The sequence below is a fragment of the Scandinavium sp. NPDC088450 genome, from assembly GCF_044900545.1.
Taxonomy (GTDB): domain Bacteria; phylum Pseudomonadota; class Gammaproteobacteria; order Enterobacterales; family Enterobacteriaceae; genus Scandinavium.
The window spans coordinates 239,885-253,572 of sequence record NZ_JBJDNI010000001.1 but is presented as its reverse complement, the minus strand read 5'-3'; the positions used below and the strand labels follow the sequence as shown (position 1 = coordinate 253,572).

15 protein-coding genes are annotated in these 13,688 nt (G+C 56.3%); 7 read left to right on the top strand and 8 right to left on the bottom strand.

Annotation, left to right across the window (positions count from 1 at the left end):
• Window positions 1-15 precede the first annotated feature (15 nt).
• Window positions 16-861 carry an N-hydroxyarylamine O-acetyltransferase gene (gene nhoA, locus ACI2I2_RS01165; protein ID WP_404656212.1) on the bottom strand — a complete coding sequence of 282 codons (846 nt, stop codon included), beginning with the start codon at window positions 859-861 and terminating at the stop codon, window positions 16-18.
• A 151-nt stretch (window positions 862-1,012) separates the two neighbouring features.
• Here nhoA and ACI2I2_RS01160 point away from each other — a divergent pair, with 151 nt between their 5' ends.
• Window positions 1,013-1,585, top strand: coding sequence for a flavin reductase family protein (locus ACI2I2_RS01160; protein WP_404656211.1), 573 nt, complete (start codon window positions 1,013-1,015; stop codon window positions 1,583-1,585).
• Here ACI2I2_RS01160 and ACI2I2_RS01155 read toward each other — a convergent pair whose 3' ends face one another.
• Window positions 1,586-2,575: an isopenicillin N synthase family dioxygenase gene (locus tag ACI2I2_RS01155; RefSeq protein WP_404656475.1), complete on the bottom strand. Its 990-nt coding sequence runs from the start codon at window positions 2,573-2,575 to the stop codon at window positions 1,586-1,588.
• 516 nt (window positions 2,576-3,091) lie between these two features.
• Between ACI2I2_RS01155 and ACI2I2_RS01150 the strand changes: the two genes are divergently transcribed.
• From ACI2I2_RS01150 to ACI2I2_RS01135, 4 genes are read left to right on the top strand one after another with little or no spacing between them, the layout of a single operon-like run.
• Window positions 3,092-4,060 (top strand): ABC transporter substrate-binding protein, encoded by a 969-nt coding sequence (locus ACI2I2_RS01150; protein ID WP_404656210.1) that lies wholly within the window; start codon window positions 3,092-3,094, stop codon window positions 4,058-4,060.
• A 9-nt stretch (window positions 4,061-4,069) separates the two neighbouring features.
• On the top strand, window positions 4,070-4,888 hold the full coding sequence (locus ACI2I2_RS01145; protein ID WP_404656209.1) for an ABC transporter ATP-binding protein: 819 nt from the start codon (window positions 4,070-4,072) through the stop codon (window positions 4,886-4,888).
• Window positions 4,881-5,675, top strand: coding sequence for an ABC transporter permease (locus ACI2I2_RS01140; RefSeq protein WP_404656208.1), 795 nt, complete (start codon window positions 4,881-4,883; stop codon window positions 5,673-5,675). The genes ACI2I2_RS01145 and ACI2I2_RS01140 overlap by 8 nt, the downstream gene beginning before the upstream one ends.
• Window positions 5,676-5,683: 8 nt before the next feature.
• Entirely contained in the window at window positions 5,684-7,105 is a 1,422-nt protein-coding gene (locus ACI2I2_RS01135) for an amidohydrolase family protein (RefSeq protein ID WP_404656207.1), read from the top strand.
• A 40-nt stretch (window positions 7,106-7,145) separates the two neighbouring features.
• Here the strand turns inward: ACI2I2_RS01135 and ACI2I2_RS01130 are convergent, their stop codons facing one another.
• On the bottom strand, window positions 7,146-7,922 hold the full coding sequence (locus ACI2I2_RS01130; protein WP_404656474.1) for an SDR family NAD(P)-dependent oxidoreductase: 777 nt from the start codon (window positions 7,920-7,922) through the stop codon (window positions 7,146-7,148).
• A 154-nt stretch (window positions 7,923-8,076) separates the two neighbouring features.
• Between ACI2I2_RS01130 and ACI2I2_RS01125 the strand changes: the two genes are divergently transcribed.
• A complete protein-coding gene (locus ACI2I2_RS01125; protein WP_404656206.1) occupies window positions 8,077-9,006 on the top strand; it encodes a LysR substrate-binding domain-containing protein in 930 nt (309 codons plus the stop codon).
• Window positions 9,007-9,142: 136 nt separating this feature from the next.
• Here ACI2I2_RS01125 and pptA read toward each other — a convergent pair whose 3' ends face one another.
• Both pptA and ACI2I2_RS01115 read right to left on the bottom strand, forming a co-directional pair.
• Entirely contained in the window at window positions 9,143-9,373 is a 231-nt protein-coding gene (pptA, locus tag ACI2I2_RS01120) for a tautomerase PptA (protein WP_404656205.1), read from the bottom strand.
• 47 nt (window positions 9,374-9,420) lie between these two features.
• Window positions 9,421-10,053 (bottom strand): glutathione S-transferase family protein, encoded by a 633-nt coding sequence (locus ACI2I2_RS01115; protein ID WP_404656204.1) that lies wholly within the window; start codon window positions 10,051-10,053, stop codon window positions 9,421-9,423.
• A gap of 179 nt (window positions 10,054-10,232) precedes the next feature.
• On the opposite strand from ACI2I2_RS01115, the gene ACI2I2_RS01110 reads away from it, so the two are divergent.
• Window positions 10,233-11,069 (top strand): MBL fold metallo-hydrolase, encoded by an 837-nt coding sequence (locus ACI2I2_RS01110; RefSeq protein ID WP_404656203.1) that lies wholly within the window; start codon window positions 10,233-10,235, stop codon window positions 11,067-11,069.
• 34 nt (window positions 11,070-11,103) lie between these two features.
• Here the strand turns inward: ACI2I2_RS01110 and ACI2I2_RS01105 are convergent, their stop codons facing one another.
• From ACI2I2_RS01105 to ACI2I2_RS01095, 3 genes are read right to left on the bottom strand one after another with little or no spacing between them, the layout of a single operon-like run.
• A complete protein-coding gene (locus ACI2I2_RS01105; protein ID WP_404656202.1) occupies window positions 11,104-12,000 on the bottom strand; it encodes an ABC transporter substrate-binding protein in 897 nt (298 codons plus the stop codon).
• On the bottom strand, window positions 11,997-12,773 hold the full coding sequence (locus ACI2I2_RS01100; protein WP_404656201.1) for an amino acid ABC transporter ATP-binding protein: 777 nt from the start codon (window positions 12,771-12,773) through the stop codon (window positions 11,997-11,999). Before ACI2I2_RS01100 ends, ACI2I2_RS01105 begins: the two co-directional genes overlap by 4 nt.
• Window positions 12,757-13,686, bottom strand: a complete 930-nt coding sequence (locus ACI2I2_RS01095) for an amino acid ABC transporter permease (RefSeq protein ID WP_404656200.1) — start codon at window positions 13,684-13,686, stop codon at window positions 12,757-12,759. Before ACI2I2_RS01095 ends, ACI2I2_RS01100 begins: the two co-directional genes overlap by 17 nt.
• Window positions 13,687-13,688 lie beyond the last annotated feature (2 nt).

The following is a 13,688-nucleotide window of genomic DNA, read 5'->3' as shown; positions in this document are numbered from 1 at the left end:
AGAGGGGAAACAGCGTTACTTCCCAGCCTCAGGATGCGTATCAAACGCCGCCATCACTGCCGCTAAATCCGCTAACGTGAAACCGTTTTTCGGGTCATCCACGCCCTGCCCAAACTTGTCCTGCAGCAACAGATACAGGCTCTCCACGTCTGGCAGATGAATGTTCTCCACCACATGGCCGTCCTGCTGATGGGTGAAATGGAAGTTGGTGAGCGTCAGTTTTCCGCCGTCCGGCAGATGACGGCACATCAGCAAATGGTGACGAAAATGCGACTGCGGCCAGTGGGCCGACCAGAAATTGCCCATCACATGATCGGCGGTGAATTGCGGCACCAGATCGAAAACATACATCGACTGCCAGCGATCGTGATGACGGAACTGCAGCGTCCAGTCATTGCCTTCATTCAGCAGTCGATAGACACCGTGCGGCGTGCTTTGCTCGCTATCCGCCTGCAGACGAATCGGTGCCGTCAGCGTTTGCCCGCCGAAGCCCACGTCGGCTATCCAGCGTTCGCCTTTCAGTTCCACAAGCAGCAAACGGTGCGTACGCGGTGGCATTTGCGGAGGGTTTGCCAGCACAACACGCCCAAGCACGCTGCGAACGTTAAAGCCAATCTCGCGGAGTGCTCGCTCGAACAGCCCATTTTGCTCGAAGCAATAACCACCACGGCGGGCGAAGAGCAGCTTATCTTCCAGCGACTGATCGTCGAGCTGAATTTCTCGTGGCAGCAACACGTCCAGATTCTCAAACGGAATCGTACAGTTGTGTTGCAGGTGCAGCGCACGCAGGGTTTCAAGAGAAACGTCGGCGTTTTCCGTCCAGTTAAGACGAGCGAAATAGGCAGTTAAAAATGGGCTCATGCGGCCTCCTTGCTTCAGATATAGTGTGTTTATAACGTATTTTTTTCGCCGCAAAGGCGTTTTTGTGCGGTGATTTTTTCCGTTTGTGCGCGAGGACTATTTTCCGCACAGCGGACACGATTTAATGCAGCAAACCGTCAGGAGAATTGCTATGAGCCGATTTCGCCCCGTTGAATTAAAACATGCCAGCCGTTTGCTCAATCACGGCCCGACCATTCTCATCACCAGCTACGACGAAACCCTCGACAGACGCAACGTGATGGCCGCCGCCTGGTCGATGCCGGTCGAGTTCGAGCCGCCGAGAATTGCGATTGTGGTGGATAAAAGCGCCTGGTCGCGTGAGCTCATTGAGCGCAGCGGTCGTTTTGGGATTGTCATTCCGGGGGTAGACGCTGCGAACTGGACCTACGCGGTGGGCAGCGTGACGGGGCGTGATGAAGATAAATTCAACTGCTACGGCATTCCTGTCGTGCGAGGCCCGGTGTTGGGGTTGCCGGTGATTGAAGAAAAATGTCTGGCGTGGATGGAATGCCGTCTGCTGCCCGCCACCGCTGCACAAGAAAAATACGACACGCTGTTCGGCGAAGTTGTGGCTGCCGCGGCCGATGAGCAGGCCTTTGTAGAAGGACGCTGGCAGTTTAACGGCGATCGCCGCAATACGCTGCATCATCTCGGCGCTGGCACGTTTGTCACCAGCGGCCGGATGATTAAAGCAGCGGAATAATCAGTATTTACCGGAGAAATTAGCGCTGATGCGCTGCGCCAGATACGCTTTTGCGGTAATCGGCGGATACTTTTTCTCCGGCCCTTCAATCACCACATCTTCGTTGGCCTGGCAGAAGAACGCCAGGCTGTATCGCGCCTCCACACTTTCACCCGGCAACGGGCTGCGCACGCGGTGGAAATTCGACGGCAGTTTATCGTCGCTCCAGCGCATCAGCATATCGCCAATGTTACAGGTGATAAGCCCTTCCAGCGGGGCAATCGACGTCCAGGCTTGCGTGTCCATGTCTTTGCCTGGGCACACTTGTAATCCCCCTTGCCCAGCCTGTTGAAACAGCAGCGTCAGACAATCGAAATCCGTGTGCGCGCCTGCTCGCCACGGGCCGTCTGCCTCGCCGGTGATAGCAAAGTAATGCAGCATTCGCAGCGTGCTTTGGTAGGTTTCGCGTGACGGATCGTGCGCCTCGGTAAAAAACGCCTGCGGGAAGCCCAGCTTCAGGGCAAAACAGGAGAGCAGTTTCATCCCCACTTCCCAGCACTGGCGCTCAAACGCCAGCACTTCAGCCTGAAAGCCGGCCAGCGTCTCCTCATCTGGCCACAGGCCAGCCATGCGCGGACGCGTCACCTGGTAAGACTCTTTCTGGTCGGGTTTGCCGGTAGAGGGCCGAATTTGGGCGCGATACTCCCATCCGGCATTCCGGCTCAGGGGATAGCGACCTTTGACTTCCTGCGGCAGGGCAAAAAACTGCTCCGCGCGGGCAAAGGCCGCATTGATATCTTCGAGCGCAATGCCGTGACCGGACACCTGAAAGAAACCGATTTCCGTGGCGGCCTGCCAGAGTTCATCGGCAATCTCAGCCTGACGGTGTTCAAAATCGGTGAGGTCAATGATGCGGACTTCACGGGCGGTTTCTTCCCCCCGGGCGCCCATTTGGGATTCTTTGGCGAGTTCGTGCAGAGCAAATGCGGTACTGCTGTTCATAAGGTTCACCTCGTTAACGGCGATAACGGATGACCTGCCAGAATCGCTCGCGATCGGGCAGGTCTCAGCCTCGTCTGCAACAGACGACTGAGCAATGACCCACCGACTGACTTTCCGGCTGACAGCTTCTACTCGCGTTGACTCCAGCAAAAGGTATGCCAGCTTAGTAAAATGCGTTATTTCAGCGCTTTACAGTTTTTCCCCTGCCCCTGGTGCCCATTCCTGGTGCGTTTTAGTAACTTTTGCTTCACTTGCGTGCAACAAAACAGGCGCTGAAACGAAGATTTCAAACCACTGTCAGAATTAAGCAAGCAAAATCAAAGCTTTCAGCGCCAGCCAGGGCAGCTGGCACGCCCTTTGCAACATCTCGCTCAGAGTATAAGCGGTCAGCGTGGCCCTCAAGGCACGCGGGACATTGCTCTGCAGCTACGGCTGTACCTCGTCAGGGGGCGGCGCTTTGCGTCGTGAGTACCGCTTTCCCCTGATGACAGACCGTGTTCAACGTTTCGATTTGGGGGTCAATTTATGTCAATGTCGTCCGTTCGTTTGCTGGTAGCCGCTGCGCTGATGAGCGCCAGCGCCCTGTCTTACGCTGCTGATAAGCTGGTACTACAAACCACCTGGGTTGCGCAGGCTGAACAAGGAGGTTACTACCAGGCGGTTGCCGCGGGGATCTACAAAAAATACGGTCTGGACGTCGAAGTGCGCTCCGGCGGCCCGCAGCTCAATAACATGACCCTGCTGCTGGCCAATCGCGCCGACGTGATTGTCAGCTACGATTTGCAGGTGCTGAAAGGCGTTGAACAGCACTTCCCGCTGAAAGCGATTGCCGCGCCCTTTCAGTTCGACCCTCAGGGCATTCTCACTCACGCCAACGTGAACTCCCTTGACGACCTGAAAGGCAAAACCGTGCTGGTTTCCGCCAGCGGGCAGGCCAGTTGGTGGCCGTGGCTGAAGAGTCAGTATCGTCTCGAAGACAGTCAGGTTCGCCCGTACACCTTCAATATGCAGCCTTTCCTCGCGGACAAAAATACTGCCCAGCAAGCCTACGCCACCTCTGAAGTTCAGCAGGCCAAAGCCGCCCAGCCAGACAGCAAGTTCTGGTTGTTTGCCGAGCACGGCTACCCGGCCTACGGCGGCATTCTGGTCACCCGAACCAACTTACTGGCAGAAAAACCGGACGTAATGAAACGTTTTGTTGAAGCCTCAATGGCAGGCTGGCAGGCCTATCTGAACGATCCAACGCTCGGCAACGCGCTGATTAAGAAAGAGAACCCGCAGATGACCGACGCGGTGCTGGCTTTTGGCGTGGCGCAGATGAAGGCGCTGCACCTGATTGATGGCGGAGACGCGGCGCAAAAAGGCCTCGGGGTGATGACGGATAAACGCTGGCAGGCTACGCGTGACTTTATGGTGAAAGCGGGGCTTCTGGATAAACAGACCGATTACAAAGCGGCGTTTACCACTCAGTTTTATCCTCAGGCCGCGATGTAAGGAGGCTGTATGAGTCACGTTCTTTCCTTCGACCCGCCCGGCCTGGTGCCGGAAACCAGCGAACCGCGTTTTCTGATGGCGCGCGGAGTCGAAAAAGTCTGGCCTAACGGCACCGTCGCGCTGGAGCGACTCAACCTGAACATCGCCCGCGGCGAGCTTGTCTCGCTGCTCGGCCCCTCCGGCTGCGGGAAAAGTACCCTGCTGAAGATGTTCGCCGGATTAGAACAGCCCAGTGCCGGGATGCTGCGCTGGAACGGTGAAGCCACGCTGGCGCAACAGTGCAAAATGGCGATGGTGTTTCAGGAAGCGACGCTGATGCCATGGGCGACCATTGAAGACAATGTTCGTCTGCCGCTAAGCCTCGCTGGCCGCAGTAAAAAAGAGAGTACGCCGCAGGTGATGCAGGCGCTGCTCGCCGTCGGGCTGGAAAATTTTTTGCATGCTCGTCCGCGTGAGCTTTCAGGCGGGATGCAGATGCGAGCGGCGCTGGCGCGCGCGTTAGTGATCGAGCCGGATCTGCTGCTAATGGATGAACCTTTCGGCGCACTGGATGAATTTACTCGCCACAAACTCGATAGCGATATTCGCTCCCTCTGGGCGCGCCGCAATCTGACGGTGTTGTTTGTCACCCACAGCATCTATGAGGCGGTGTGGCTTTCTTCGCGCGTCATCGTGATGGGGGCGCGGCCCGGGCGCGTCATTGCCGATATTGAAATTGAAGGGCCGAAAGTGCGCGATACGGCTTTTCGCACCTCTCCGGCGTTTATTCGTCAGGTGGCGGAGCTTTCAACCTTGCTGGAACAGGCCAGCGGAGGCACTCATGACTAAACCCCTCTTGCATTATCCTCAGGTACAGCGCGCCTTGTGGCCGCTGTTGGTGGCCGTCGGCTTGATGCTGGCGTGGGAAGTGTGCTTTCGCCAGTTTGCGGTGCCTGTCTATCTGGCGCCGAAACCGAGCGACATCGCCCTCACCCTTTACAGCCAGCATGCGGCGTTGTTCTCCAGCCTGATGACGACCCTGAAAGTGACGCTGCTGGCTTTCTTACTGGCGGTGGTTATCGGCACGCTGATTGCGTTTCTGTGCGTACAGAGCCGGGTCATTGAGTCGTGTCTGATGCCGTGGGCCATTTTATTCCAGGTCACGCCCGTGGTGGCGATTGCCCCGCTGGTGATCATCTGGATCCACAACACCACGCTGGCGCTGGTGGTCTGCGCCATGCTGGTTGCCGTGTTCCCGGTGCTCACCAACACCACTTTGGGACTGCGCAGTGTCAGCCCTGGGTTACTCAATCTTTTTGCCATCAACCAGGCCAGCCGCTGGCAGGTTTTGCTACGCCTGCGTGTGCCCAATGCGCTGCCTTATTTTTTCAGTGGCTTACGCATCTCCTGCGGGCTGGCGCTGATCGGTGCCGTGGTAGCGGAATTTGTCGCCGGAACCGGTGGCACCGGTGCGGGGCTGGCATGGCAAATTCTGCAGGCCGGTTTTCAGCTCAATTTGCCGCTGATGTTTGCCGCCCTGTTTCTTATCACCTGCACCGGGCTGGTGCTGTGGGCGGTGATGTCTTTATTAACCCGTCTGTGCCTGCGCGGTTGGCACGACAGCGAACTGGCCTGAGGTGAGCGATGAATAATCTAGTCATCAAAAACTGTGCCGCCATCATGACGGGCAACCGGGAGTCGCCGCGCAGCAGCGCCACCGATATCCGTATTCGTGACGGCTTTATCCACGAACTTGGCCAGCTTGACGCGAACGGTGATGAGCGAATCATCGATGCTCGCGACTGTGTGGCTTATCCTGGCTGGGTCAACACCCATCACCATCTGTTCCAGTCATTATTGAAAGGCGAGCCGCAGGGCCTGAATCAAAGCCTCAGCGCCTGGCTGGCGTCCACGCCTTATCGGTTTCGCGGTGCTTTTGATGAGCATACTTTCCGCATTGCCGCTCGTATTGGGCTGGTTGAACTGGTGCGTTCTGGCTGCACAACCATTGCGGATCACCACTATCTTTACTGGCCCGGTATGCCGTTTGACGGCGCGGAAATTCTTTTCGATGAAGCGGAAAAGCTCGGTGTGCGTTTTGTTTTATGCCGCGGCGGTGCCACGCAGACTCGCGGGCTGGAAAGCGCGTTGCCCACCGCCCTGCGCCCGGAACGGTTTGACGACTGGATGCAGGATGTCGAAAGGCTGGTCGGTCGTTATCACCAGCCGCAAACCGACGCCTTGCGGCGGATTGTCATGGCCCCAACGACAACGCTGCATTCCACCACGCCACAGGAGTTGCGGGAGAGCGCGCGTCTGGCGCGAACATTGGGCATTCGCCTGCACAGTCACCTGTCTGAAACCGTAGATTACCTGGATGCTGCCAGGGCAAAATTCGGCATGACGCCCCTGCAGTTTTGCGCCGAGCACGACTGGATTGGCGAAGACGTCTGGTTTGCTCATCTGGTGAAGCTGCTACCGGAAGAGATAGCTCTGCTCGGCTCAGCGGGAAGCGGCATCGCCCATTGTCCGCAAAGCAATGCCCGCTTGGGCAGTGGCATTGCGGATCTGGTCGCTCTGGAGCGTGCGGGGGTAAAAGTGTCCATTGGCGTGGACGGCGCAGCCTCTAACGAAGCGGCCGATATGCAAAGCGAAACACATGCTGCCTGGCAACTCCAGCGCGCGCGCAAAGGCATGCTGGCTCGTCCCGCCTATGAAGGCGGCACTTTTGAAGGCGGTGGCGATGCGGCGACTATTGAGGATGTGATCCGCTGGGGCACATCCGGCGGCGCGGCTGTACTTGGTCTGAACACGGGTGAAATTCGCGTGGGTATGGCGGCAGATATCGCCCTGTATCAGCTTAACGACCCGCGTTATTTCGGCTTGCACGATATCGCCATCGGCCCGGTGGCCTGCGGCGGCAGAGCCACGTTAAAAGCGCTGTTTTGTCAGGGACGTTTGCTGGTTGAAGACGATCGTCTTCCCGGGGTGGATCTTCGTGAACTGGGCTACGAGGCAGCCAAAGCGGTAGAAACGCTGCAGCGGAATGCTGGCGTGCGGGGATAAAACAGAGCCCGCAGCACCGGGCTGCGGGTCATTCTCACGTTTAAGCGTTCCGGCCAGCCATCACGCCGCCGTCAACATCCCAGATAGCACCTGTGACCCAACCTGCTTTGTCGGACAACAAGAAGGCAACGGCTTCGGCAACATCCACTGGCGTTCCCACGCGACCAATCGGATGGAAACTGTCAAAGCTGCTCATCACCCCTTTCACGTCTTCTTTCGGGATAAAACCTTCATAAATCGGCGTGTGAACCACGGCCGGAGACACCGCATTCACGCGAATGCCTTTTTCACCCAGCTCAATGGCCAGATTTTTGGTCAGCGCGTGCAGGCCCGCTTTCGCCATCGAGTAAGCCGAGGATGGCGTAGCGCCAATCGCCTGCTGCGCCCACATTGAGCCAATATTGACGATTGAGCCCTGAATGCCGTTGGCAACCATGTTGCGTACCACATCGCGAGTGATGAAGAAGCTGGCGCGGTTGATGCTCATGTACATGTCGTAATCCTCCATCTCGTGCCCGGTAAACGGTTTAGGGAAGAAGACCCCGGCAGCGTTGACTAACAGACTGATATCTTTGTGATCACGGTTCACGGTTTCCATCACTTTACGCATGCCGTCTTCACTCATCAGGTCAGCGACAATGGTCTCCACATGGCCTTCCGCTGCCAGCGCCTGACGCGCCTGCTCTGCTTTGTCTGCACGGTTGCCCACCAGAACGACGCTGCCGCCCTTTTTCAGGATCAGACGAGCGGTTTCCAGACCCATACCGCTGGTGCCACCGACAACTAAAAGTTTTTTGCCTGCAAAGAAAGTATTCATCATAACCTCAGAGTGATTAACGGGCGTTTCGCCTTTCGATGTGAGGCATTCTGCCAGCCAATCCTCGCTATCACGACGCATAAGAAATCCGTCAACAACAAAGAAAAACTATCTCGTCTGAAGTACACTTAGCCGGGCTAATCCGGAGAAGATCATGCGCTCACTAAACAGACTAAAATGGCTGCACGCGTTTGAAGCGACAGCTCGCCACGGGAGTTTTACCGGTGCGGCAGAGGAACTGGGCGTCACGCCTGCGGCGGTCGGGCAACTGGTTCGGGCACTGGAAGAATGGGTCGGGCATCCTTTGTTTGAACGTACGCGTTCAGGAAAATCACGCATGATGCTGGTCAGCAGCGCACAGGAAGCACTCCAGGACATCACGCTTGGCCTGGATAGCCTTGAAGCTGGGCTGAACAAACTGCGCGGTCGTCAGGCACGAGCGGCGATAGTGCTCACCGCTTCACAGGTGCTGGTCATGAACTGGCTGATGGAGCGCCTGAGCCGCTTTGCCGAACAGCACGAGAGCATCGATCTTCGATTGGATGTGACTGAAAAGCTGATGGACGTGGAACACGAAGCAGCTGATATCGGCATTCGCTGTGGCCCGGGTGACTGGCCCGGGTTAAGCAAAACCTGGCTGATGGATGAAGAAGCGGTGCTGGTGTGCAGCCCGCGACTGCTGGCCGAAAATATCACGCCAACGGCGGACTGGCTGTGCCAGCAAAAGTTGATAACCGATGACACTCCGCACCCCGGGGCAAATTTTCCGGGCTGGAAGAGAATCCTCACCACCCTTGGCGCGTGTACCGATAACCTCAGCGGCTTACACATCAACTCAACGTCGGCGGTGATCCTGGCGGCGTTGACAGGACGAGGTATCGCCGTGGTTCGCCGCGCTTTGGTGGCGCAATTGATTGCCACGGGGCAGTTACGCCACCTGTTTGCAGAGCAAGCCTGGCCGCTCAGCTGGTCGTATTTTATCGTCACTTCACCTCATGCGCGGCAAAGGCCAGAAGTGAAGATTTTCCATGATTGGTTGGTAGAGGATGTTGCACAATATCCGGCAGAAAAAAGCCCGCGATAAGCTAACGCCATTCACTTAAGCCAATGAATTAGGGGAAACACCGGGATTTGGTTCCCGGAGGGACGCCAAACCCGGTGGTCGCCCCGGATATCTCGGTCTTAAACTAACGGTGTTACGCGATAAGCGGGCTCCGGCGTTACATGCTGTAGCCGGGTTTCTTGAGTAGCGTGTCCAGATTGGGTGCGATTTCGGTATCCCAGACCTGAGTCTTCCACTCATCCTGTTGCACCTGATTCAGTGCGACGCTGATCGCCCCATCTTTGCTGCCTAAATGGCGCGTGATGGCTGCGGCGATGTCAGCCGCCAGGGCGTCTTTTTGTTCGTCGTTGAGGTCGCGCGGAAAACATTTGATATCTACGTGTGGCATAGCAGTCTCCTTATTGTGTGCCCTAAAGCTACCATCTTCTGCCGAGGCTAATTAGCGTTTTGTGCAGTTATCACGTTGTTTTCCAGCAACACTTTTTGCAACGCTGGAAGCTGCGCAACGTTATCTGCAATGGCGCTAAGGCGCGGCGTGTTTTCAGCAAACCACGCTGCTCTTGGCCCCCAGGTTCGCATCACGACGATATACGCATCCAATAGCGTGACAGTGTCACCTAATGCATACGGCCCGACCAACTGCTGATCCAGCCATTGATACAAGGTTTTCCGGTATGCAATGCACGCATTTTGAAGCTGTTCTGGCGCATCTGGCACGAAACGCTCCGGGTAATCCGCGTAGGTAAACGTGGGATAAACATTAGCCACCAGCCAAATCAGCAGGCGCTGAAACAAAAGCCGCTGCGGTGTGCCCACTGCGGGCGCCAGTTTAGGCTGCTTATCGAGGATCATCAGCGCGACCGCCGCACTTTCCGTCATGACTGTGCTATCGTCAAGCCGCAGCGTCGGCACCTGACATAGCGGGTTGATTTGCATCAGCACATCGCGCTGCGGACCCGGGCTATCAAACCCTTCGACATCGACAAAATGGTAAGGCATCTCCGCCATGGTCAGCATCACTTCGCTGATAGCCGATCCCCATCCCGGTACGCCATAGACCGTCAACATAGCGTCACTCCGATTCATCGCAAAAACAAAAGTATGGACCATAAAGTTGGAGTGTGGCGGCATAAAGCCCTCAAGTTTTGGCCACAAGGGGTCGCCCATTTCGTTGGCTGCAACAGATGTGTAACATGATAAATAGCCACGCAAAACCCTAGAGCCCCCCTGTTCAGAAAGAGGTTTTCATGAAACAAGCAGCATCACGCCATATCGGTGATTTTAAGGTCACGGTTCTGGACGACGGCAACATGAGCGCCAGTCTTGAGTTACTGATGGGTATCGATCCCCACGAAGCCGGGAAGATTCAGCAACGCGCAGGGATCAACGAACCCGGCAATATTCACATCAACGCTTATCTTATTGAGTACAAAGGCAAAAAAATCCTCGTCGATGCCGGAGCCGGGGGCAGAAACGCTATCGGCGGTGAGTTGCAGCCAAGCCTTTGCGCCGCAGGCGTTAGCCCAGAAGAGATCGATGTTGTGCTGCTGACTCATGCACATCCCGATCATGTCGGTGGCCTGCTGGATGCGGAAGACAGGCGTGTTTTCCCGCGGGCTCAGCTCTATCTGCACCCTCTTGAGGCACAATACTGGCAAGATGACGAAAAGTATCAGCAGGCAAGCGAGCGTGCGCAGCGTAATTTCCTTCTGGCTCGTCGCGTACTCAGTGCCTATGAATCAAACCTGCACTATCTCGAAGACGGCTTACTCATTGAAGGGATCCGTCCTGTCTGGCTGCCAGGCCACACTCCTGGGCACACTGGGTTCCGCATTGATGCTGAGGGAAAAAGTCTGCTGATCTGGGGCGATATCGTGCACTTCCCGCATATTCAGTCCATACAGCCGACGGTGTCGATTGTTTTTGATTGCGATCCGGCCCAGGCAGAAGCCACCCGTCAGCACATTCTGACGCAGGCGGTGCAGGAATCCGTGATTGTTGCCGGTATGCATCTTGGTGTGGAAGGTTTTGCCCGGGTTGTTGCGGTTGAAGACGGCTATCGGCTTCTCTATTCGGAAGAGTAAAGGTTTGCTGTGGCAGTCAACCACAGCGAACTTTTCAGTAAGTAATTCCCGGCGGATTCACTTCAGACTCCGCCACACCTTCACCTTCTTCTCCCCAGCGGGCGAGAACTTTTTGCACTTCTCCCCGTTGAATAGCTCCGTTCAGCGCCGCCTGTAGTGCGTACACCAGTTCGTTGCCTTTTTTGGTGGTGGTGGCGACAAACGCTTTTTTCGGGCCAAGGCCAACCACTTTGGTTTTGCCACTCAGCGCCGCTTTATAGGCTGAAACAGATTGCGGGCCGAAGAACACATCGGCCCTGCCGGACTGAATATACAGATTGCCGGAAGCATCATCAGTCAGATACACCGGTAACGCTGGTTCACGTCCGGCCTGTGTATTTTCTTCATTCCAGCCAAGCAGGATGCGTTCCTGATTGGTGCCAGAACCGACAATCACTTTTTTGCCGGACAAATCTGCGGGGCCGTTTATTGCCTGAACAGGACTGTCGGCCTTCACGGAGAAGGCCAGCGAATCCACGCGGTAGGTCGCAAAATCGAATTTCTGTTTGCGCTGCTCGGTCACCGCAATATTCACCAACGCCACGTCGTAGCGCCCGGATGTAATTCCCAGCGGCCAGTCTTCCCACGCCGTCGGCACCAGTTTCAGTTTTAGCCCCAAACTGCCCGCCAGTAGCCTGGCGATATCCGGATCGCTGCCAATGCGTGTGCGATTATCACTGGCAACCAGCGCCAGTGGCGGTGAATTAAGCGCAGAAATGGCGACGGTCAGCGTGCCCGGCTCCACAAACTTATAATTAGCCGGGATCTTCGCAATCGCTTGTTCATCGCGAGTCACCGGCAGCGGCTGTTCGTTGGCTTTCAAATCAATGCGCCCTTGCGCGAAGGGCGTACTGGCACACAGTAGCAGGCTGAGCCACGTCCATTTCGTCATGACAATACCTTCGATAAAAATTGGCGTGTGCGAGGATGCTGCGGGTGATTGAGCACTTCGTCGCTGTCGCCCTGCTCCACAATTTTGCCATCCACCATAAACACCACCTGGTCAGCCACTTCGCGTGCAAAACCAATCTCATGCGTGACGACAACCAGCGTGGTGCCTGAACGCGCCAGCGCTTTGATAACATCCAGCACTTCACCGACTAACTCAGGATCTAACGCCGAGGTGGGCTCATCAAACAGCATCACTCGCGGACTAAGCGCTAATGCACGGGCGATGGCGATTCGCTGTTGCTGGCCGCCAGACAAGTGACGCGACCAGGAATCGGCCTTGTTACGCAATCCCACCACATCCAGCAACTGATAAGCGCGGTCGATGGCCTGTTTGCGGCTGAGCTGACGGTGTGCAATAGGCGCCTCAATCAGGTTCTCAAGCACCGTCAGGTGCGGGAACAAATTGAAGTTCTGAAACACGTATCCCACGTTGACGCGCTGGCGCAGGATGTCCTTCTCTTTCAGTTCATACAGCTGGTCGCCCTGACGGCGATAGCCTATGTAATCACCGTCAATCTGGATGAACCCTTCATCGACGCGTTCAAGGTGGTTAATCGCGCGCAGCAACGTCGATTTTCCGGACCCGGACGGGCCTAAAATCACCGTGACGGTACCCGGTGGAATTTCCAGAGAAACGTTATCCAACGCCTTGTGGCGACCAAAATATTTGCTGACGCCGGTTATCGAAATATGGCCTTCAGGAGAGGTGTGCATGAACGGGCTCCTGCGTTGCGGTGGTTGTGGTTGCCGTTGACGTGAAGGCGCGGGTGCGATTGCTGTTAATAGCAGAACGTCGTTCACTGCGAGCCAGCGCTCGTTCAACCAGGTATTGAATAGCGGAGAGGAAACTGGTGATCACCAGATACCAGACTGCGCCCACCATCAACAGCGGGATCACTTCCTGAGCGCGGTTGTAAATCATCTGGATGGTGTAGAACAGTTCCGGCATTGCCAGCACATAAACCATCGCGGTGCCCTTTGCCAGGCTGATGATTTCGTTAAATCCGGACGGCAAAATGGTGCGCAATGCCTGCGGCAGAATGATACGTAATGTGCGACGCCACGCGGGTAATCCCAGTGCTGCCGCGGCTTCATACTGCCCGTGATCAACGCCGAGGAAACCGCCGCGAATGATTTCTGCGGTGTAGGCGCTTTGTACCAGCGTCAGCCCTACCACTGCGGTGGAAAATTGCCCGAGCACATTAATAGTCTGGTAGCTCGCCCATTCCACGCCAGTGAACGGAATACCGATTGAGAGCGTGTCGTACAGGTAAGAGAAGTTGTAGAGCACAATCAGCACCACAATCAGCGGCAGCGAGCGGAACAGCCAGATGTAAGCCCACGCCAGGCTGCGTAACAGCCAGGAAGCAGACAACCGTGAGAGCGCCAGAATGCCGCCAAAAATGACGCTGAGCACCGTGCCTAACAGGGTTAACAACAGCGTTTGCCCTAATCCTTCGAGGATAACCGGGTCAAAGAACCAGCGGGCAAACACACCCCATTCCCAGCGCGGGTTAAAGGCAACTGACTGCACCACGATTGCCAGGATGAGCAACGCGACGCCCGCGCCAACAATCCGCAGCGGGTAACGTGCGGGAACCACCTTGATGCTTTCTTGCGTTTTCATCG

Excerpts from the sequence above, each read along its gene's own strand:
- ACI2I2_RS01105 (WP_404656202.1), bottom strand. The coding sequence starts at position 12,000 with ATGACGAAATGGACGTGGCTCAGCCTGCTACTGTGTGCCAGTACGCCC.
- ACI2I2_RS01115 (WP_404656204.1), bottom strand. The coding sequence starts at position 10,053 with ATGTTGACGGTCTATGGCGTACCGGGATGGGGATCGGCTATCAGCGAA.
- ACI2I2_RS01140 (WP_404656208.1), top strand. The coding sequence starts at position 4,881 with ATGACTAAACCCCTCTTGCATTATCCTCAGGTACAGCGCGCCTTGTGG.
- ACI2I2_RS01095 (WP_404656200.1), bottom strand. The coding sequence starts at position 13,686 with ATGAAAACGCAAGAAAGCATCAAGGTGGTTCCCGCACGTTACCCGCTG.
- ACI2I2_RS01100 (WP_404656201.1), bottom strand. The coding sequence starts at position 12,773 with ATGCACACCTCTCCTGAAGGCCATATTTCGATAACCGGCGTCAGCAAA.
- ACI2I2_RS01135 (WP_404656207.1), top strand. The coding sequence starts at position 5,684 with ATGAATAATCTAGTCATCAAAAACTGTGCCGCCATCATGACGGGCAAC.
- ACI2I2_RS01110 (WP_404656203.1), top strand. The coding sequence starts at position 10,233 with ATGAAACAAGCAGCATCACGCCATATCGGTGATTTTAAGGTCACGGTT.
- ACI2I2_RS01160 (WP_404656211.1), top strand. The coding sequence starts at position 1,013 with ATGAGCCGATTTCGCCCCGTTGAATTAAAACATGCCAGCCGTTTGCTC.
- pptA (WP_404656205.1), bottom strand. The coding sequence starts at position 9,373 with ATGCCACACGTAGATATCAAATGTTTTCCGCGCGACCTCAACGACGAA.
- ACI2I2_RS01145 (WP_404656209.1), top strand. The coding sequence starts at position 4,070 with ATGAGTCACGTTCTTTCCTTCGACCCGCCCGGCCTGGTGCCGGAAACC.
- ACI2I2_RS01150 (WP_404656210.1), top strand. The coding sequence starts at position 3,092 with ATGTCAATGTCGTCCGTTCGTTTGCTGGTAGCCGCTGCGCTGATGAGC.
- ACI2I2_RS01130 (WP_404656474.1), bottom strand. The coding sequence starts at position 7,922 with ATGAATACTTTCTTTGCAGGCAAAAAACTTTTAGTTGTCGGTGGCACC.
- nhoA (WP_404656212.1), bottom strand. The coding sequence starts at position 861 with ATGAGCCCATTTTTAACTGCCTATTTCGCTCGTCTTAACTGGACGGAA.
- ACI2I2_RS01125 (WP_404656206.1), top strand. The coding sequence starts at position 8,077 with ATGCGCTCACTAAACAGACTAAAATGGCTGCACGCGTTTGAAGCGACA.